Raw genomic sequence first — 20,089 nt, 5'->3', positions numbered from 1 at the left:
TCTGCCATTAATTTTAACATCAAGGAAGCTTCGAATAAATGCGCGCCACTCATTCCATAATTGAAGGTTTTCAACCCTTTCTTTTCAAACAGTTCGGGAACGAAATGATTGTTGGCTCTGGAAGAACCTAAAATCACAACATCATAATTTCCGGCTTTGGAATTGAAGACCTTTTCCACTTTTCCACGGTTGGAAGAATGCAGATACACTGTAGAATACCCCCAATCCAATGCTACTAAAAGCACTAGAATGGTGAGTAAAATTGTGGTAACTAATGTTATAAACTTTTTCATTAAAATTGAAAATAGATGAATTCTTTATAATCAGCATAAGTTCCCAAAGCGATAATCGCAAAGAGACACAAAGTCATTTTCAGCCAACTGTATTTTCCTGAAATGGGGTCTATTTTGAATCGGCTGTTCCATTCTACCAAGATAAAAGCAAGAACCAATAGGAGCAATTCGTAACTGTAACGTTGGTTTTGCAAGTATTGTGAGGCGAAAGTTCCATTGGTAAAAATTTGACCGATGTAATCAAAAGCAATATTGATTGATTTTGCCCTGAAAAATATCCAAGCCAGACAGGTTATCGAAAAAGTGGCCAGGATGCTGAAAAATACTTTTATGGAATTTAAATCCCAATGTAGTTCTGCCGTTTCCATATTAGTTCGGTTGGTTCCCAATAATAAGGAAGGTAAAAAATAGAGCGCATTTATAAATCCCCAAGCCACGAAAGTCCAACTAGCACCGTGCCAAAAGCCACTCACAACGAATATGATGAACACATTGCGAACTTGTTTGAGTTTGCTTCCACGGCTTCCGCCAAGAGGAATGTACAAATAATCCCGAAACCAGGAAGACAACGAAATGTGCCAACGGCGCCAAAACTCCGCAATATCTCTCGAAAAATAAGGGTAATTGAAATTTCGTAATAAGTCCAAACCGAACAATTTGGACATTCCCAAAGCCATATCTGAATAGCCTGAAAAGTCACCATAAATTTGGAATGCAAAATAGACCGAGCCTAAAATTAAGGACAATGAATTCATCGAAGTGTAATTGTCAAAAATGGCGTTGGCATAAGTCGCACACGTATCGGCGATAACCACTTTTTTGACCAATCCCCAAATAATTTGGTAAATTCCTTCTTTGGCTTTTTCGAAATCGAAACTTCTTTTCAGTTTCACTTGTGGTAATAAATGGGTAGCTCTTTCGATAGGTCCAGCCACTAACAATGGAAAATAACTCACAAATAAGGCATAATCTACTACATTTTTTTCGCAATGGATTCTTTTGTAATATATGTCAATCACATAGGACAATCCGTGAAAAGTGTAGAACGAAATTCCAACAGGGAGAATTACGTTCAACAAAATCGGACTTGATTGTATGCCAATAGTATTCAAAGCTTCTGAAAATGAAAACGCAAAGAAGTTGTAGTATTTGAAAATTCCCAAGAAGCCGAGATTGAAGATGATGCTCAACCAAAACCAAAATTTCCGGGTTCTTTCCTTTGTGCTTTTTTCAATTTGGATTCCCGTAAAATAACACAAAAGGGTTGAAAATAGCAATAAAAACAAGAAGCGCCAATCCCAACAAGAATAAAAATAATAACTCACCACAACCAGAAATGCGTTTTGTGCAGTTTTAGTTTTACTAAAAACAAACCAATAGAGTAAAAACACTATGGGTAGAAAAACAGCAAATGTAAGTGAGTTAAAAAACATATTTTACTTGTAAAATGAAGACAAAAACCATCAAAATTGCTCTTGATGGTTTTATGTAATTTGTTTTTCTATTTGATATTATCCTAATAAATCTAACACCGTAGAAGGGAATAAACCTAAAACGATATTTAATAAAATGGAGATAACCGCTACAGCATAGATAACGAAAGGTGTTTTTTGGGTTTCTTCATTTGATTCTTTACTGAACATGGCCAAAATCAATTTGAAATAATAACCCACACTAATGATAGAGTTGATAACAGCAGCAATAACAACTACCAAATACCCTGCTTGGATGCTTTGATTGAAGAGCACCATTTTTGCAAAAAAGCCAGCGAAAATTGGAATCCCCGCCATCGAAAGTAGGGCAGCGGTTAATGCCGTCGCCATCAATGGATTTGATTTTCCTAATCCGTTAAAGTTTTCAATATCTTCGTTATCCTTGTTTTTACATACGTATAATATAACTGCGAAAGCTGCAATACCAGATAGTGAATATGCCGAGGTATAATACAATAAATTCCCTGCGGAGTTGCTAATACTCAACAATGTCATTAACATAAAACCGGCATGTGAAATTCCAGAAAAAGCCAACATTCGTTTTACATTTTTTTGCTTCAAAGCCATAACATTCCCAACCGTCATAGAGGCTATAGAGATAACGATGATGATATTGATATAGGTATCTGAAAGATCAGCATTCATAGCCGTTAATAATTTATATAGGGTTGCCATAGCTACTACTTTTACTAAGGTACTCATAGTTCCAGTAGTCAATGCTGGGGAACCTTCATAAACATCGGGAGCCCAGAAATGGAAAGGAACAGCTGCGATTTTAAAAAGCATACCAATTGTAACCAATGAAATTCCTATTGGGAACCATATTGGTAATTCGGCAGAGCGAGACCATTCTGTAATTTCAGCTACATCAAAAGTTCCCATAGCTCCATAAATAAAACAAATTCCAAACAAAATAATCCCTGAAGCAAATGATCCCATCAAGAAATATTTCATTCCAGCTTCATTGCTTTTCAAGTTCGTTCTGTTACTGGCCGCAAGTATATATAAAGAGATGGATAATACCTCAATACCTAGAAAAAACATGGCTAAGTTTCCAAAAGACACCATAGCCACAGCTCCAGCCAACATGAATATTTTGATGGCAATAAAATCGGAAATTTTGGTTTGATGATTTTCGTAAAAATCATGTGCTAGGGCAACTAAAAAGATTGTTAGAACAATGAATAACCCAGAAAAAGCAGCTGAAAACTTGCTCACCACAATCATATTATTGTAATAATTATGAGGATTATTAAATTCTGTATAGGTAATTCCAAGAATGGTTAAAAGACCAATTATAGTTGCAGGAATAATGGCTTTTCTAAAATTTAAAATTTCAAATAAAAGGCATAAAACACCTAATCCTGTTATAGCTATTAATGTATTCATTTTTTGATTTTTTGATTTTTGATTTACGATTTGAGAAACTGGATTGTAATCTCCAAAAATCCTAATTCTCAAATCCTTAATCCTAATTTTTTAATTAAATCTATTTACTTGAGTTAAAATATTTTCTAGACTTGGTGTTATCAAGTCGGTTATTGGCTTTGGATACATTCCGAAGAAAAACAAAACGGCGATTATAATTACCAATGTTAAACCTTCGTTGAACGTTACATCTGCAAATACTTTTGAGTTAGTTTCGCCCAACATTACATGTTGAAACATTTTCAAAATATAATAAGCTCCTAAAATGATGGTAGTTCCTCCTAGAATGGCAAACCAAATATTCACTTGAAAAAGGCTATACAAAACGGTAAATTCTCCAACAAAGTTAAATGTTGATGGTAAAGCAACCGAGGCTAAAACCAAGATTAGAAACATAGAAGTGAATTTAGGTGTTTGCGCACGAATACCACCCATTTCTGTAATTTTTCGGGTTTCGTATCTTCTGAAAATAATTTCAGCTACAAAAAACAAACCTACCACAACAAACCCGTGCGCTATCATTTGCAAAACAGCACCACGCAAACCATCAAGTGTTAACGTATAAGCTCCAGCAGCAATTAATCCAACGTGTGCTAAAGAAGAATAGGCTAATAATTTTTTCAAGTCTTTTTGTCTTAATGCCACAACCGATCCGTAGATTACTCCTGCAATCCCAAATCCAATTAAAATAGGCATAAGTTCTTTAGCCGCCAATGGAGCGATAGGAATTTGCCAACGAATTACACTATACAATCCCATTTTTAGCATTATTCCCGATAATAACATGGTTCCAACAGTTGGTGCTTTTTGGTACACTTTTGCTTGCCAAGTATGAAATGGAATCAATGGAATTTTGATTGCATAAGCCATAAAGAAAGCCATGAATATCCAGAATTGTTCTATTGAAGATAATTTAAGTTGGGTTAAATCGCTAATCATGAAGCTTCCTGCTTTTTGGTATAAATAAACAAAAGCAATAAGCATAAATAACGAACCCGCCAGCGTGTAAATAAAAAATTTCACTACTGCTTTTTTGCGTTCTTCTGCATCACCATTACCCCAAATTAATGCAATAAAATAAATAGGGATTAGTGACAATTCCCAGAAAACATAATATAAAAGTCCATCCGAAGCTAAGAAAGTTCCGCACATAGCAAAACTCATAAACAAGATTAACGCATAAAATGCTTTCGAATTTTTATAGGTATTCCCAAAAGAGGAAAATATGATAATAGGTGTCAAAGCCGAAGTTAACAAAAGCATTGCTATTGCAAGACCGTCTGCTTGTAGGGCAAAAAACACCTCGGGATTTGAAATCCAAAGTCTGGAGTAGTTTATTTCGTTTCCTAATTCGTATTGGCTAAGCAAGCATAAAGAACTTGCAAATGAGGTTAATCCAAATAGCAAAGCCACTTTCGAGGCCCATTTATCGCCAGACAAATAAGTAGTAAATGAGCCAACTAGAAGTATTATTAATAGGGTAGTTACATCCATCGAATAAAAAGTATTATAAAAATATATATGTTAATATAGCGCAAACACCTATAACAAAAGCAAACAGATACAAACCAACGCTTCCGTTGTGTAGTTTTTTACCTTGTATAGCCAAGTCGTTTGTTATTTTGCCTAATCCAAAAACAAGCGATGATAAACTCGTTTCTACATTTTCTCTAAAAAAGTTAGACAATACATTAGTTGGTTTTACGAAAATAGCTTCGTAAACTTCGTCAACATAGTATTTGTTGTATAAAACTTTGGCGAAACCTGAAATGGCAGCATCCTCACTAGGGATTGAATTGTCTTTTAAGTATTTTTTGTAAGCTATTGCAATTCCAATAACAGCTCCAATTGTTGCTATCGCCATCAACATATATTCTGTAGATCCTAAACCGTGTTCTTCGTGACTGGCTTCTGAAAATAGAGGCGCTAAATATTCATTCAACCAACTATGTCCAGGCAAGCTTATAATTCCACCAAAGAAAGATAAAATCGCTAAAATTATTAGCGGTACAGTAATCAAACTTGGACTTTCATGTATATGATGTTTTTGTTCCTCAGTCCCTCTAAAAGAGTTAAAGAAGGTTAGATAAATCAATCTAAACATATAAAAAGCCGTCATTATTGAAGCAATTGAACCAATTACCCAGAGTGCTCTATTATGATGAAAAGCTGTCATTAATATTTCGTCTTTCGACCAAAATCCTGCTAATGGAAAAATTCCAGCAATAGCTAATGAAGCAATTAACATCGTTATAAAAGTGATTGGCATTGCTTTTTTCAAACCACCCATTTTGCGCATATCTTGTTCCCCGTGTAATCCGTGAATCACCGAGCCAGAACCTAAGAATAAACAAGCTTTGAAGAAAGCGTGTGTGATTACATGAAAAACAGCTATTTCATAGGCACCTAATCCTAAGGCTAAGAACATTAAACCTAATTGTGAAACCGTAGAATAAGCCAATACTTTTTTGATGTCATTTTGAACTAATGCAATTGTTGCAGCGATTAAAGCAGTTGCTGCTCCAACAACAGCTATTATTTCTTGAATATTCGGCGCTAAATCAAACAAGAAATTCAAACGGGTTATCATAAAAATTCCTGCTGTAACCATTGTCGCAGCATGAATTAATGCCGAAACTGGTGTTGGACCAGCCATGGCATCAGGCAGCCAAGTGTATAATGGAATTTGTGCTGATTTTCCAGAAGCGCCAATGAATAAGGCTAAGGCAGCAGATGCAATCCAAAAAGAATTGATTTCCGAAGTTGAAGTTATTGCAGATTTTATGGTGTTGTAATCTAAAGAGTTAAATAAATAACCAACAATAAATATCCCCATTAAAAACCCTAAATCACCAATTCTATTCATGATGAAAGCTTTTTTAGCAGCATCATTAAAATCTTGATTTTTATACCAAAAGCCAATCAATAAGTACGAACAGAGTCCAACGCCTTCCCAACCAATGAACATAACTAGTAAGTTGCTTCCAATAACTAAGGTAATCATGAAGAAAATAAATAAATTTAGATAGGCAAAGAACGAATGCATTTTCTCATCATCATGCATGTAACTGATGGAATATAGATGAATCAGAGATCCAATTCCGGTGACAAATAACAACCACAACAACGATAATTGGTCTAAAAGAAATCCAAAACTAACATTAAATTTTTCAATTGCAATCCAATCAAATAAATTAATTTGAATCGCTTGTTTGGTTTGATTGATTTGCAAGAAAAAATAAATTGTAACAGCAAAAGAAACAACCACTGAAAATGTTCCCACAAATCCAACGATATTCTTTCCAACTTTTTTGCCTAAAAAAACATTAAATATAAATCCTAAAAAAGGAGCTAATAATAAGACTAAAATTAAACGTGTATCCATTGATAATTACCCTTTTAAGTTTTTTAAATTCCCAACATCAATAGATCCCATATTTCTAAATATTGAAACTAAAATTGCCAATCCTACCGCTACTTCTGCTGCTGCGACAGCCATCGAGAAAAACACAAAAACTTGTCCTTGTGCATCTTGATGATAGGTAGAAAACGCAACAAACAAAAGGTTGACGGCATTCAGCATTATTTCAATCGACATAAATACGATGATTGCATTTCGTCTGTACAACACTCCGAAAACGCCAATACAAAAAAGTATTACGCTAAGGAATATGTAGTTTTCGATACCAACTTGATTCAAAATATTGTTCATATTATTTTTCTAATTTTTCTTTTTTAGACAATAAAACCGCCCCAATCATAGCCACCAAAAGTAATATTGATGCAAATTCAAAAGGAACCATATATTCGTTTAATAGCACTTTTCCCAATACTTTTATTGATTGATAATCTTCGCCAGTAGTAACATATTCGCCCACTATTGGTTTTGAATTAATTAAAATTGCAATCAAAATCAAACACATCATGGCGAAAATAACAATAGCTCCTAATCGGGTAAAACGGGGTTTGTACACTTCGTTTTCTTTGTTCAGATTCATTAACATAATAGTAAAAACGATAAGAATCATAATAGCTCCAATGTAAACTATTAAGTTTACCAAAGCTAAAAACTGCGAATTCAACAACAAATAATGTCCAGAAATAGTTGAAAAAGAAATCACCATATAAATGGCGCTGTGCATAGGTTTTCTGCTATAAATAGTCATAAAAGCGGTTCCAATAGTCATCACTGACAAAATGCAAAATAGGAGTAGTGTAATTGACATTAGTTAGCGTTTTTAAGTTGAGCATTTTTCATAGCGACATCCAAAGGCATCACCAATCGGTCTTTTCCGAATATAAAATCTTCCCTCTCGTAACTCGCAGGAACTAATTCTTTTGAAATGGTTAAATAAATAGCGTCTTTCGGACAAGCTTCTTCACACAATCCACAAAATATACACCGCAACATATTAATTTCATATATCGAAGCGTATTTTTCTTCTCGGTATAAATGTTTTTCATCTGCTTTACGTTCTTCAGCCTTCATCGTGATGGCTTCAGCAGGACAGGATAGGGCACATAAACCGCATGCAGTACAATTTTCTCGTCCTTGTTCATCACGTTTCAACATGTGTTGACCACGATGAACCGGACTCATTTCCCGTACTTGATCAGGATATTGAATAGTTGCTTTTTTTCTGAATAAATGTTTTATTGTAATAATCAAACCTTTGACAATCGCAATAAGATACATTCTTTCCCAAAAAGTCATCTCCTTTTTGGAGACCATTTTTTTTCTTCCCGATAAGGATATTTCTTGTATTGACATTTTTTATTTTTATATTAAGCTTAATCCTGCTATCCACTTTATCTTTTGTTCTGAACCCCAGAACAAAAGGATGGTGTTTCTATCAGGGCTAAGGTATTTCTGTTTTATTAAAACCCCAAATAATCGATTATTTCTACTCTCAAAAGAACAATTCCTGTAATAATGATATTCACAATGGATAGCGGAATTAAAATTCTCCATCCTAAATGCATCAATTGATCGTATCTAAATCTTGGTATTGTCCATCGAACCCACATATAAAAGAAGATGAATCCACACAATTTTATAAATAAGGCTGTAATTCCAAAAACATTGGCAATGTTTACTCCCCAATGTTCTACTACCCAACTCATACCAGGATAATTGTACCCACCAAAAAACAAAACTGCTAGTATTGTGGATGAAATAAACATATTGGCATATTCTGCAAACAAATAAAACCCCATTTTCATGGAGGAATATTCGGTATGATACCCTCCAATTAATTCTGTTTCACATTCGGCCAAATCAAATGGTGTTCTGTTTGTTTCGGCAAAAGCACAAATCAAAAATATGATAAAGGATACAGGTTGGTAAAAAACATTCCAATTCATGCCTGATTGTTGAGCCGATATTTCTCTCAAACTTAGGGTTCCTGTCATCATCAATAAGGCAATAATCGATAATCCCATTGCAACTTCATACGAGACCATTTGTGAGGCAGCTCTAATCGCGCCCATCAAAGAGAATTTATTATCTGATGCCCAACCGCCAATCATTATACCGTAAACACCAATCGAAACCACTGCAAAAACATACAATATCCCAATATTAATATCGGTAGCTTGTAGCAAAATGTCTCTTCCGAAAAGATGAAATCGATCTCCCCAAGGTATAACGGCACTGGTCATCAACGCAGTTGCCATAGCAATTCCTGGCCCCACCATAAATAAAAATTTGTTGGGAGTATCGGGTATAAACTCTTCTTTTGCAAACAATTTTAAACCATCGGCAAGAGGTTGAAATAAACCAAAAGGACCAGCCCTGTTAGGACCAATTCTATCTTGAAGAAAAGCCGCCACTTTTCGTTCAGCATAAGTAGAATACATCGCCATAAACATCGTAAAGGCAAAAACCACCAAAATAACAACGCTTTTTTCTATAATAAAGGTACTATCCATTTTTTAAGATTTTTGGTTGTTTGCGTCTAAGGGAATTTCAGCCATACTTATTTTTTTTCGGTCTTCTTCTCTTCCTAAAAGAATAGTTTCTTCGGTGTTAATAATTACCTTGTCTACTTTTCCGAAGTATTTGTTTTGATTGATAACCGAATCTTTTTCAAATTCTCTAGGTCCTTCAATAACCCAGTCATTTACATCTTTATGATCAAAACGACAGCCATTACAAATAAATTCTTCTACTTCGTGGTATTCATCTTTTCTACCTGTAACTCTTTGAATTTCATTACCAAACATCCAAACAGTCGTTTTCCCAGAACAAGTAGGACAATCTCTATGTGCATCATAAGGTTTGTTGAACCAAACTCTTGATTTGAATCTAAAAGTTTTATCGGTCAATGCTCCAACAGGACAAACATCGATCATATTCCCTGAAAACTCATTGTCAATAGCTTTGGAAATACAAGTTGAAATGTTAGAATGATCGCCTCTATCCATAACACCGTGAACTCTGTCGTCTGTCAATTGGTCTGCAACCATCACGCAACGATAGCAAAGTATACAACGATTCATGTGTAATTGAATATTGGGCCCAATATCTTCTGGCTCAAAAGTTCTTTTTTCTTCTATATAACGACTTTCTGATTTTCCGTGTTCGAAACTTAGATTCTGCAAATCACATTCTCCAGCTTGATCACAAACCGGACAATCCAAAGGGTGATTGATCAACAAGAACTCCGTAACCGATTTTCTTGCTTCTTGTACTCTTGGTGAAGATTTGCTATTCACTTCCATTCCCTCTTGACAACCTGTTACACACGAAGCCATTAATTTTGGCATAGGTCTTGGGTCGGCTTCACTTCCTTTGGCTACTTCAACCAAACAACAACGGCATTTTCCACCGCTTCCTTTTAGTTTCGAATGATAGCACATGGCTGGCGGAACTACTTCTCCACCTATCATTCTAGCTGCTTGCAGGATAGTTGTTCCTGGTGCTACCTCAATTGCTTGACCGTCTATGGTTACTTTCATTTTTACCAATATTTAACTCCTACGGAGTTTTTTAATTCTGAAATCTTAAATCGTTAATCTTCAATCTTAAATCAATTCTTTAGAAACTAAATGCTTTACACTTTCAAAAGGTTCAGCAACAAAATGGTTTCTAATTTTTATTTTTTCTGGAAAACGAATATGATATTCAAATTCATCTCTAAAATGACGAATCGCCGAAGCCACTGGCCATGCTGCTGCATCCCCTAATGGACAAATCGTGTTTCCTTCTATTTTACTTTGAATGCTCAATAGCAAATCAATATCCTCCTCACGACCAAAGCCGTTTTCAATTCGGTTCAATACTTTTTCCATCCAACCCGTTCCTTCACGGCAAGGCGAGCATTGTCCACAACTTTCGTGGTGGTAAAAACGAGAAAAATTCCAAGTATTTCGAACGATACAAGAAGTATCATTATAAACGATAAATCCTCCTGAGCCTAACATTGATCCCGATACAAAACCACCATCGCTCAAACTTTCGTAAGTCATCAAACGGTCTTCGTTATTGGCTGTTTTGTAAATTAAATGAGCCGGTAAAATAGGTACAGAAGATCCTCCAGGCACAAAGGCTTTTAAAGGTCGGTCCGAACTCATTCCGCCCAAATATTCATCAGAATTCATGAATTCATAAACACTCAATCCCATTTCAATTTCATAAACTCCAGGATTTTTGATGTGTCCCGAAGCCGAAATTAATTTGGTTCCTGTAGAGCGTCCCACACCAATTTTAGCATAATCGGCACCTGAATTATTCACAATCCAAGGAACTGCAGCAATAGTTTCTACATTATTTACCACCGTTGGATTGGCCCAAAGCCCTGAAACTGCTGGAAATGGTGGTTTGATTCGAGGATTTCCACGTTTTCCTTCCAATGATTCTAACAATGCTGTTTCTTCACCGCAGATGTAAGCTCCGGCACCAATTTGAACATAAAGTTCTAAATCGAATCCTGTTCCTAATATATTTTTTCCTAACCAACCCGCTGCTTTTGCTTCGGCTATGGCTTTTTCTAAAATTTTGTAAACCCACATATATTCACCACGAATATAAATATAAGAGAGATTAGCCCCTAATGCATAACTGGAAGTAATCATTCCTTCAATCAATAAATGCGGGATAAATTCCATCAAATACCGGTCTTTAAAAGTTCCTGGTTCTGATTCGTCAGCGTTGCAAACTAAATGTCTTGGTTTTCCAGATTTTTTATCAATAAAACTCCATTTCATCCCTGCTGGAAATCCTGCTCCACCACGACCACGAAGTCCCGAAGTTTTCACTTCTTCCACAACTTCATCTGGGGTCATTGTTTTCATAGCTTTTTCCACAGAAGCGTAACCCCCATTTTGGCGATAGACTTCATAGGTTTTAATACCTGGAATATTTACTTTGTCTAATAATATTTTTTGTGACATATTATTTATCGTGTAACGTAATTTTATTATCTCTACAATCAGCAATAATCTGATCTACTTTGTCTTTAGACAGGTGTTCTTTGTAAAAATCACCCAGTTGCATCATTGGGGCATAACCACAAGCGCCTAAACATTCAACTCCTCGTACTTCAAAAAGGCCATCTGGAGTAGTTTCACCCACTTTAACACCTAATTTTTCACAAGTATAATCCATCAAATCTTCAACACCATTCAAACAACAAGGTGAAGTATGGCAAAATTCGAACATATATTTCCCGATAGGTCGTCTGTTGTACATGCTATAAAAAGAAACAACCTCATAGACTTCAATAGGTTTTATATGCAAGATTTCAGCAACTTTGTCTTGCAATTCAATACTCAGCCAATTGTCGTGAGCATCTTGAACTTCGTGTAAAACAGGCAATAATGCCGATTTTATTTTATCTTCTGGATAATGACTAATTAATTCATTGATGCGAGTCATCAATATATCGGTAATATTTATTTCTTGTTTGTAATCTGTTCTTTCCATTTTTATTGTTTTTTGCCGCAAAGGCGCAAAGTCACAAAGTTTTTAATTTTAAAATCTGCATTCTGCAATCTGCATTCTGTAATCTTTTTTAAGCATCTAATTCTCCTGCAATAACATTTAAACTTGACAAAATAACAATCGCATCCGATAGCATGGCGCCTTTTATCATTTCTGGATAAGCTTGGTAATAAATAAAGCAAGGTCTTCGAAAATGAAGTCTATAAGGAGTTCGACTGCCGTCGGTAACCAAATAAAAACCTAATTCTCCGTTTCCACCTTCAACAGCATGATATATTTCGGCGACTGGAACAGGGATTTCACCCATTACAATTTTGAAATGGTAAATCAAAGATTCCATATCATTGTAAACATCTTCTTTGGGAGGTAAATAATATTCTGGGACATCAGCGTGAAATTCATTTCCCTCTGGCATTTTGTCTAATGCTTGACGAATGATACTCAAACTTTCCCATACTTCGGCATTTCGAACACAAAAACGATCATAAGTATCGCCTGATTTCCCCACTGGAATTATAAAATCAAAATCTTCGTAAGAGGAGTAAGGATGCGCCACACGAACGTCGTAGTCTACTCCAGCCGCACGTAAATTTGGACCAGTAAATCCATAATCCATTGCCATTTCCGCAGTAATTGGACCAACATTTACCGTTCTGTCGATAAAAATTCTGTTTCTTTCAAACAAATTTTCAAATTCTTTCCACGCAATTGGGAAGTCTTTTAAAAACACATCCAATAACTCAAAAGCTTTTGGTGACCAATCTCTTTCGAAACCGCCTATTCTCCCCATATTGGTTGTCAAACGAGCACCACAAATTTCTTCGTAAATTTCGTAAACTTTTTCTCTAAATTGGAAAACATATAAGAATCCTGTATACGCTCCGGTATCAACTCCCAGAATTGAGTTACAGATAATATGATCCGTTATACGTGCTAGTTCCATCACGATTACTCTTAAATATTGCACTCTTTTAGGAACTTCAATATCTAATAGTTTTTCTAAAGTCAACCACCATCCCATATTATTGATAGGGGATGAGCAATAGTTCATACGGTCGGTTAATGGAGTGATTTGGTAAAAAGGTCGATTTTCGGCAATCTTTTCAAAAGCTCTATGGATATATCCAATGGTCGGTTCTGCTTCAATAATTTTTTCACCATCCATTAATAAGATGTTTTGAAAAATCCCATGCGTCGCAGGATGTGTAGGGCCTAAATTTAGGATAGAAAGTTCACTTCCATCGTCATTATGTCGATTTTTAATAATCTCAGCATAGCGATGCTCTGGGGGTAATAGTAGTTCTGACATCTATAATTAAAAATTGATAATTAAAAATTGATAATTCAAGAATTTCAATTAAATAGTAATATTTTGTTGTTTATAATTATCAATTATTCATTGTTAATTATACATTATTTGCTGTTCTACCGAAGTATCTATCGTCTTTGTCTGTTCTGCCAGAATCTTCCATAGGGAATTCTTTTCTCATTGGATGTGAAACCATTTCATCCATATTTAATATTCTTTTTAATTGAGGATGCCCAATAAAATGAATGCCGTAAAAATCAAAAGTTTCTCTTTCCATCCAATTCGAACTAGGAAAAATAGTAGTTAAGCTTTTAATTTCCGGTTTTGAACCATTGATAAAAACCTTAATTTTTATTCGTTTACTTTCGAACCAATTGTGTAAATGATATACAACTGCAAATTGTCTATCCTCAGTATTTTCAGGATAATGAACTCCACATAAATCGGTTAGAAAATGAAAACGTAGTGCAGGATCATTTTTCAAAAAGAGAATAACGGCTGTAATTTTGTCGGCTACAACTTCTAATGAAAAAATTGATGCCTCTTTATTGAAATTAAAAACACTTTCGCCAAATGTTTCTATTAATTTATCTTGGATTGTGGTAGATTCTAATCCCATGGTTATTTTATGTTATAAGAAGCCAATAATTCTTGGTATTCAGGAGAGCTTCTTCTTCTTACAGATTCACTTTTAACTAAATCTTGTAATCGCATTACGCCATCAACAATTTGTTCTGGTCTTGGAGGACAACCCGGAACATAAACATCTACTGGAATAACTTTGTCTATTCCTTGAAGCACAGAATAGGTATCAAAAATTCCGCCGGAACTCGCACAAGCTCCCACTGCTATAACCCATCTAGGCTCTGCCATTTGTTCGTAGACTTGACGCAAAATTGGACCCATTTTTTTCGAAATTGTTCCCATTACGAGTAACATGTCAGCTTGACGAGGAGAAAAACTAACGCGTTCCATGCCAAATCTAGCTAAATCATAGTGAGAAGCCATAGTTGCCATAAACTCAATTCCACAACAAGAGGTAGCAAAAGGCAAAGGCCAAAGCGAATTAGCACGTGCCAATCCGACTACATCATTTAGTTTTGTAGCAAAGAATCCTTCACCTACAACACCTTCAGGAGGGGCAACCATTTTTATATTTGAATCGCTCATTTTTGTAAAATTACGAATTATGAATTTATAACTTAAAAATTTAAAACATTCTTGTAAATACTTTAGAAATTAGAAATTCGTAATTTCTAATTATTTTTACTCCCATTCTAATGCTTTCTTTTTAATGATATAGAAAAATCCTACCAACAACAAAAGCATAAAAACTACCATTTTCACCATACCTTCTATACCTAATTCTTTAAAATTTACGGCCCAAGGATAAAGAAAAATTACCTCAACATCGAACAATACAAAAAGAATGGCAACCAAAAAGTATTTAACAGAAAATGGAATTCTAGCATTTCCTAATGATTCAATTCCACATTCGAAATTAGCATCTTTAATTTTTGACGATCTTTTAGGCCCTAATTTAGAAGAAAGTACTATCATTCCTACCACAAAGCCAATTGCTAAAATGGCTTGCATTAGTATTGGTAAATAATCTAATTGGCTTGATTGCATATTAAAAAATTGATTAATCTAAAATTCGAGACAAAGATAGGTTTCAAGTAATTAAAACACAAGTTTAAAACCAAAATTAGTTTGAAGTAAAATAGAATTAACTTTTAATTATAAATTGTTCATTTGAGTTTGAAGAGTTCCAATTTTTATCAAAACAAAAAAGCGTCCCGATGTATCGGGACGCTTTAAACATTCGTAGGCAAAAAAAAATTTTATGCCTAGATAACTGCTACTTTAGCAGCAACTTTTCCTTTTCTTCCTTCTTCTTCTTCATAGCTAACTCTGTCACCTTCACGAAGTTCTTCCGCGTTGATTCCTGATGCATGAACAAAAATGTCTTTTCCTGTTTCTTCGTCTGTAATGAATCCGTAACCTTTTGATTCATTGAAAAATTTAACTGTACCTGTACGCATTGTAATAATGATAATAATTTATAATATCGCAAATGTAATATTTAATATAATACGAACGAGCTTAATGTGCAAAATTTTATAAAAAATATTGATTTACAGCGTTTTCTGTTTATAAATACAATAAATATTACTTTAAATTTAATTGAATATGCAATTCTTTTAGCTGACTTTCATCTATTATCGATGGAGCATCAATCATCACATCTCTTCCGGAATTGTTTTTTGGGAAGGCAATAAAATCACGAATCGTCTCTTGTCCCCCAAGAATAGCTACCAATCTATCCAAACCAAAAGCCAAACCTCCGTGTGGTGGTGCGCCATATTGAAATGCATTTATCAAAAACCCAAATTGATCTTCAGCCTGTTCAGGCGTAAAACCTAAATATTTAAACATCAATTGTTGGGTAGTTTTATCGTGAATACGAATAGAACCACCACCAATTTCGTTACCGTTCAAAACCATATCATACGCATTGGCACGAACTTTACCTGGGTTAGTTTCTAACAATGCCATATCCTCAGGCTTTGGCGAAGTAAACGGATGGTGCATCGCATGATATCTTCCGCTATCTTCATCCAATTCTAATAATGGAAAATCTACTACCCATAGTGGTGCAAATTCTTCAGGATTTCTTAATCCTAAGCGATTCGCCAATTCCATTCGAAGTGCACTCAATTGAGTTCTGGTTTTATCGGTTGGGCCGGAAAGAATTAACATTAAATCGTTCGGTTTTGCATTCATTTTATCGGCCCAAGTTTTTAAAACTTCTTCGTCAAAAAATTTATCGACGGACGATTTTAGCGTTCCATCTTCATTATATCGTACATAAATTAAACCTTTTGCTCCAACTTGAGGTCTTTTTACCCAATCGGTCAATTCATCCAATTGCTTACGAGTATATTGAGCACAATTTTCAACATTAATGGCCAATACTATTTCTGAATCGTCAAAAACCGGAAACCCTTTCGGTTCAAATGTTCCCCCTTCGGGGGTTAGGGGGCAAAATTCCATCCCAAAACGAATGTCTGGTTTGTCATTTCCATAGGTTTTCATGGCATAATCATAAGTGATACGTGGAAATTTATCTACTTCAATACCTTTGATTTCCTTCAACAAATGGCGAGTCAAGCCTTCGAAAACATTTAATATATCTTCTTGCTCAACAAAAGCCATTTCACAGTCAATTTGTGTAAACTCAGGTTGTCTATCGGCACGCAAATCTTCGTCACGAAAACATTTTACTATTTGGAAATACTTGTCCATTCCGCCTACCATCAATAATTGTTTGAAGGTTTGTGGTGATTGTGGTAACGCATAAAATTGACCCGGATTCATTCTTGATGGTACAACAAAATCCCTAGCTCCCTCAGGAGTTGACTTGATTAAATAAGGAGTTTCTACTTCACAAAAATCCAAATCAGATAAATATTTTCGAACTTCCATCGCCACTTTATGACGAAAAAGTAGGCTGTTTTTTACGGGATTACGACGAATATCAAGGTAACGGTATTTCATCCTGATGTCTTCGCCACCATCGGTTTCATCTTCAATAGTAAAAGGAGGAGTTAGCGAAGCATTTAATATGTTCAACTCGGTTACTAAAATTTCGATTTCGCCTGTTGGTATGTTTTTGTTTTTGGCTTCACGTTCAATCACAGTTCCTTTTACTTGAATCACAAATTCACGGCCTAATGTTTTGGCTCGATCAAATACGGTTTTTTCGGAACGACTTTCGTCGAAAATTAATTGGGTAATTCCATAACGGTCACGCAAATCGACCCAATTCATAAATCCTTTATCACGTGATTTTTGAACCCAGCCCGCAAGGGTAACTTCGGTATTGATATTTGAGGCATTTAATTCCCCACAGTTATGACTTCTATACATTAGAATTAATTTTAGACCGCAAATTTAGGACTAATTATGAAATTATGAATTATGAAATTCGAAAGATTGAAAAAACTACTGAGGATGTTTCTATGCATAGTATTTGAATATTTCTAATATTTAAATATTATTAAAAATAATCAGCTTTTAATCTAGTTAATTTAAAATATTTTTTTATATTTACTCTATAAAGAAGACGCTCTCGATTACAGAAATCAGCATAAAAAGTAAAAATTACAGTGCTATTCTGGATATTAAATGGTTAATATAGCGTCTATAAAGAATCGGCTATTACAAATTTTTGTAATAGCCGATTTTGATTTTATTATAACAAGAATTCCTCATAAGTATCAGGCGTAACTATTTTTGATGTCACATTATCATAGTTTGTCGAAAAAGTTACTGGAATTTTATACTTGGTTTTAGCCTTCCATTTTATTTCACAAGCCAAAATTTGGTCTTCATTTTTTTCAATATAATCAATTTCCTGTTGTTGTGTGGTTCTCCAAAAAAACGAATTCGCTTCATTTTTTTGAATATTCAAGTGCTTGATGCGTTCGCTTATGATATAGTTTTCCCATAAACTGCCCATGTCGGTTCTTTGAGACAAAGGATTAAAATTTCCCGTAACCGCATTGATAATTCCGTTGTCATAAAAATAGATTTTCTTGCCTTTTTTTATTTCATTTCGAACATTGCTTGATAATGCAGGAAGTTTAAAAATCACGAATGCCTTTTCGAGCAAATTGATATATTTTTCAACGGTTTTATTGTCTATTTGAATGAGTTTGCCCAATTCATTATAATTCACTTCGCTGCCCACTTGAAGCGCCAAAGCTTTCACTATTTTTTGAAGCAAAACCGGTTTTGATATTTGCTCCAACAAGAACAAATCTTTATACAAATAACTGTTGGCGATCAATTTTATATGTTCTTTGGCGTCTATCGAATTGGTGATTATCTCTGGATAACTACCATAAATAAGCCGTTGTTCCAAGGCTCTTTTTTCTTCCAACAAACCATTGTGAGTGACCATTTCGGCAAATGCAATTGGGAATAAATACATTTCATATTTTCTTCCTGTCAATGGTTCGTTTAGTTTGTTTGCTAATTCAAAACTAGAGTAACCCGTGGCGATAACTTGCACCGATTTTATTTGGTCCACAATAATTTTAAGTACAATCCCAATATTCGTAATGTGTTGCGCTTCGTCAATGACCAGAATTTCGTTGTCACCAATACTATTTTTTAGTTTTGTAACGTTTGGGTTTTCGAACAAAACAAGTACATCCGATTCGTCTCCGTTCAGGAAAAGTGTTTTTTTGTTTAAATCAGCAATTAAGTTTTGGACAAAAGTAGTTTTTCCCACTTGTCTTGGGCCAAAAACCAGTAGTGCTTTTCCTTTGAATAATCGTGCTTTGGCTTAGTCTGTTTGTTCTCTTCGTATCATACGAAATTGTATTTATGAGAACACAGAAGTAATTAAATCTCGATAAAATCCAAAATTATTATGGTTTTTTTGGATTTGATTCCAAAATAATTATAGTTTTTGAGGCTGTTTGCTCTTGATTGTGGGCACAGTTTGCAAAAATGCGCTAGCGTTTATGAGAAGATTTATGTTAATCCGAGCAATCTGGAGCGGGCGAATTTATAATTTCTACTCATTATTTACTGGCTTTTAGATTTTATCGTAAATATAGAAACTTATGCTTTAACTTCACCTACCACACGAAAGGATTCGTGCGGGAGCGGGGGAGCGGGGTGTGTTGGCGGTAATACTATTAGTCGTAATGATGTCTACATTTCAAAATTTGAATTTCATCATCGATAAATCTGTAAATTAATCTATGTTCATCATCAATTCTTCTTGACCAAAATCCAGCATACTTGTGTTTAAATGGTTCTGGCTTTCCTATTCCTTCAAAAGGATTTCTTGAAATATCTTTGAGTAGATCATTTATTTTTTTAACTTTCTTCTTGTCAATTTTTTGCCAATACAAATAATCTTCCCAAGATTCATCAACAAATACATACTTCATTTTATTCCTCAATTAAGTCTTTAGAAAATGACTTACCACTCTTAAATTTATCAATAGCAGCATCTAACCTACTTTCGTTAGTTCTGTTTGATAATTCATAATTTGTTGCAATTAGTGAATTATATTCTTCAAGTGAAATAACAACAATCCCTGAATCTTTTCCACGATTTATAATTAGAGTTTCAAAGTTTATTGCTACTCTATCAAAGTAAGATTTAATATCTTTTCTGAAATCTGAAATATTTGCTACTACCATAATTGTTATAATTTGTACAAATTTATGTACAATATTTCGATTTTACGCAATATTCGTCAAATTATTACTGCTAACGTCGTTCCCGTGCTACTAGAAGTTTGGGAGCGGGGGATTTATGTAAATCCGAGCTATCTGGGACAGTTTGCAAAACTGCGCTAGCGTTTATGAGAAGATTTATGTTAATCCGAGCTATCTGGTTTTCGATTGAAATACAGCAATAAAATAATCTCGATAGCGCAGTTTTGCAAACTGTGCCCATTCCAATTTTCATTTAAACATATCTTACAAAATGCAATAGCCTTTTATTTTTTATTACCTGCTCTCGTTTGTGGGCACAGATTGAAAATCTGCGCTAGCGTGTAAGAGAATGATTTGTCATATCCGAGCGATCGGG

The 20,089-nt window shown here is 34.7% G+C and carries 20 protein-coding genes and 1 pseudogene; all 21 read right to left on the bottom strand.

Annotation, left to right across the window (positions count from 1 at the left end; translation table 11 throughout):
• A pseudogene (locus ACKVOD_RS12560) lies at positions 1-293 on the bottom strand (hypothetical protein); the annotation flags it as partial.
• Positions 293-1,726 carry an MBOAT family O-acyltransferase gene (locus ACKVOD_RS12555; RefSeq protein WP_409209811.1) on the bottom strand — a complete coding sequence of 478 codons (1,434 nt, stop codon included), beginning with the start codon at positions 1,724-1,726 and terminating at the stop codon, positions 293-295. The gene ACKVOD_RS12555 and the pseudogene ACKVOD_RS12560, both read right to left, overlap by 1 nt.
• Before the next feature lie 78 nt (positions 1,727-1,804).
• A complete protein-coding gene (locus ACKVOD_RS12550; protein ID WP_409209810.1) occupies positions 1,805-3,175 on the bottom strand; it encodes an NADH-quinone oxidoreductase subunit N in 1,371 nt (456 codons plus the stop codon).
• A gap of 90 nt (positions 3,176-3,265) precedes the next feature.
• The gene (locus ACKVOD_RS12545; RefSeq protein ID WP_409209809.1) at positions 3,266-4,708 is read right to left on the bottom strand and encodes a NuoM family protein; all 1,443 of its coding nucleotides are present in this window, start codon (positions 4,706-4,708) and stop codon (positions 3,266-3,268) included.
• 13 nt (positions 4,709-4,721) lie between these two features.
• Positions 4,722-6,599 (bottom strand): NADH-quinone oxidoreductase subunit L, encoded by a 1,878-nt coding sequence (gene nuoL / locus ACKVOD_RS12540; protein WP_409209808.1) that lies wholly within the window; start codon positions 6,597-6,599, stop codon positions 4,722-4,724.
• A gap of 6 nt (positions 6,600-6,605) precedes the next feature.
• A complete protein-coding gene (gene nuoK / locus ACKVOD_RS12535) occupies positions 6,606-6,926 on the bottom strand; it encodes an NADH-quinone oxidoreductase subunit NuoK (RefSeq protein ID WP_409209807.1) in 321 nt (106 codons plus the stop codon).
• A gap of 1 nt (position 6,927) precedes the next feature.
• Positions 6,928-7,440, bottom strand: a complete 513-nt coding sequence (locus ACKVOD_RS12530; protein WP_409209806.1) for an NADH-quinone oxidoreductase subunit J — start codon at positions 7,438-7,440, stop codon at positions 6,928-6,930.
• Positions 7,440-7,985 carry a NuoI/complex I 23 kDa subunit family protein gene (locus tag ACKVOD_RS12525; RefSeq protein ID WP_409209805.1) on the bottom strand — a complete coding sequence of 182 codons (546 nt, stop codon included), beginning with the start codon at positions 7,983-7,985 and terminating at the stop codon, positions 7,440-7,442. Before ACKVOD_RS12525 ends, ACKVOD_RS12530 begins: the two co-directional genes overlap by 1 nt.
• 107 nt (positions 7,986-8,092) lie before the next feature.
• A complete protein-coding gene (nuoH, locus tag ACKVOD_RS12520) occupies positions 8,093-9,145 on the bottom strand; it encodes an NADH-quinone oxidoreductase subunit NuoH (RefSeq protein WP_409209804.1) in 1,053 nt (350 codons plus the stop codon).
• 3 nt (positions 9,146-9,148) lie between these two features.
• Positions 9,149-10,174 (bottom strand): 2Fe-2S iron-sulfur cluster-binding protein, encoded by a 1,026-nt coding sequence (locus ACKVOD_RS12515; protein ID WP_409209803.1) that lies wholly within the window; start codon positions 10,172-10,174, stop codon positions 9,149-9,151.
• A gap of 66 nt (positions 10,175-10,240) precedes the next feature.
• The gene (gene nuoF, locus ACKVOD_RS12510) at positions 10,241-11,608 is read right to left on the bottom strand and encodes an NADH-quinone oxidoreductase subunit NuoF (protein ID WP_409209802.1); all 1,368 of its coding nucleotides are present in this window, start codon (positions 11,606-11,608) and stop codon (positions 10,241-10,243) included.
• Position 11,609: 1 nt separating this feature from the next.
• Positions 11,610-12,140, bottom strand: a complete 531-nt coding sequence (locus tag ACKVOD_RS12505) for a complex I 24 kDa subunit family protein (RefSeq protein ID WP_409209801.1) — start codon at positions 12,138-12,140, stop codon at positions 11,610-11,612.
• Between the two features lie 88 nt (positions 12,141-12,228).
• Complete coding sequence (locus tag ACKVOD_RS12500; RefSeq protein ID WP_409209800.1) at positions 12,229-13,467, bottom strand: NADH-quinone oxidoreductase subunit D; 1,239 nt, start codon at positions 13,465-13,467, stop codon at positions 12,229-12,231.
• A gap of 97 nt (positions 13,468-13,564) precedes the next feature.
• Positions 13,565-14,086, bottom strand: coding sequence for an NADH-quinone oxidoreductase subunit C (locus ACKVOD_RS12495; protein ID WP_409209799.1), 522 nt, complete (start codon positions 14,084-14,086; stop codon positions 13,565-13,567).
• 2 nt (positions 14,087-14,088) lie between these two features.
• Positions 14,089-14,637, bottom strand: coding sequence for an NADH-quinone oxidoreductase subunit B (locus ACKVOD_RS12490; protein WP_409209798.1), 549 nt, complete (start codon positions 14,635-14,637; stop codon positions 14,089-14,091).
• 96 nt (positions 14,638-14,733) lie between these two features.
• On the bottom strand, positions 14,734-15,099 hold the full coding sequence (locus ACKVOD_RS12485; RefSeq protein ID WP_409209797.1) for an NADH-quinone oxidoreductase subunit A: 366 nt from the start codon (positions 15,097-15,099) through the stop codon (positions 14,734-14,736).
• Between the two features lie 218 nt (positions 15,100-15,317).
• On the bottom strand, positions 15,318-15,512 hold the full coding sequence (locus ACKVOD_RS12480; protein ID WP_007137066.1) for a cold-shock protein: 195 nt from the start codon (positions 15,510-15,512) through the stop codon (positions 15,318-15,320).
• Positions 15,513-15,639: 127 nt separating this feature from the next.
• On the bottom strand, positions 15,640-17,400 hold the full coding sequence (aspS, locus tag ACKVOD_RS12475; protein ID WP_409209796.1) for an aspartate--tRNA ligase: 1,761 nt from the start codon (positions 17,398-17,400) through the stop codon (positions 15,640-15,642).
• Between the two features lie 325 nt (positions 17,401-17,725).
• Positions 17,726-18,790 carry an ATP-binding protein gene (locus ACKVOD_RS12470; RefSeq protein ID WP_409209812.1) on the bottom strand — a complete coding sequence of 355 codons (1,065 nt, stop codon included), beginning with the start codon at positions 18,788-18,790 and terminating at the stop codon, positions 17,726-17,728.
• A 391-nt stretch (positions 18,791-19,181) separates the two neighbouring features.
• Complete coding sequence (locus tag ACKVOD_RS12465) at positions 19,182-19,439, bottom strand: Txe/YoeB family addiction module toxin (protein ID WP_409209795.1); 258 nt, start codon at positions 19,437-19,439, stop codon at positions 19,182-19,184.
• 1 nt (position 19,440) lies between these two features.
• The gene (locus ACKVOD_RS12460; RefSeq protein WP_409209794.1) at positions 19,441-19,695 is read right to left on the bottom strand and encodes a type II toxin-antitoxin system Phd/YefM family antitoxin; all 255 of its coding nucleotides are present in this window, start codon (positions 19,693-19,695) and stop codon (positions 19,441-19,443) included.
• Between the last annotated feature and the right edge of the window lie 394 nt (positions 19,696-20,089).

The sequence above is a fragment of the Flavobacterium sp. genome (assembly GCF_046155325.1).
GTDB lineage: Bacteria > Bacteroidota > Bacteroidia > Flavobacteriales > Flavobacteriaceae > Flavobacterium.
This window is presented reverse-complemented; position numbering and strand designations above follow the sequence as displayed.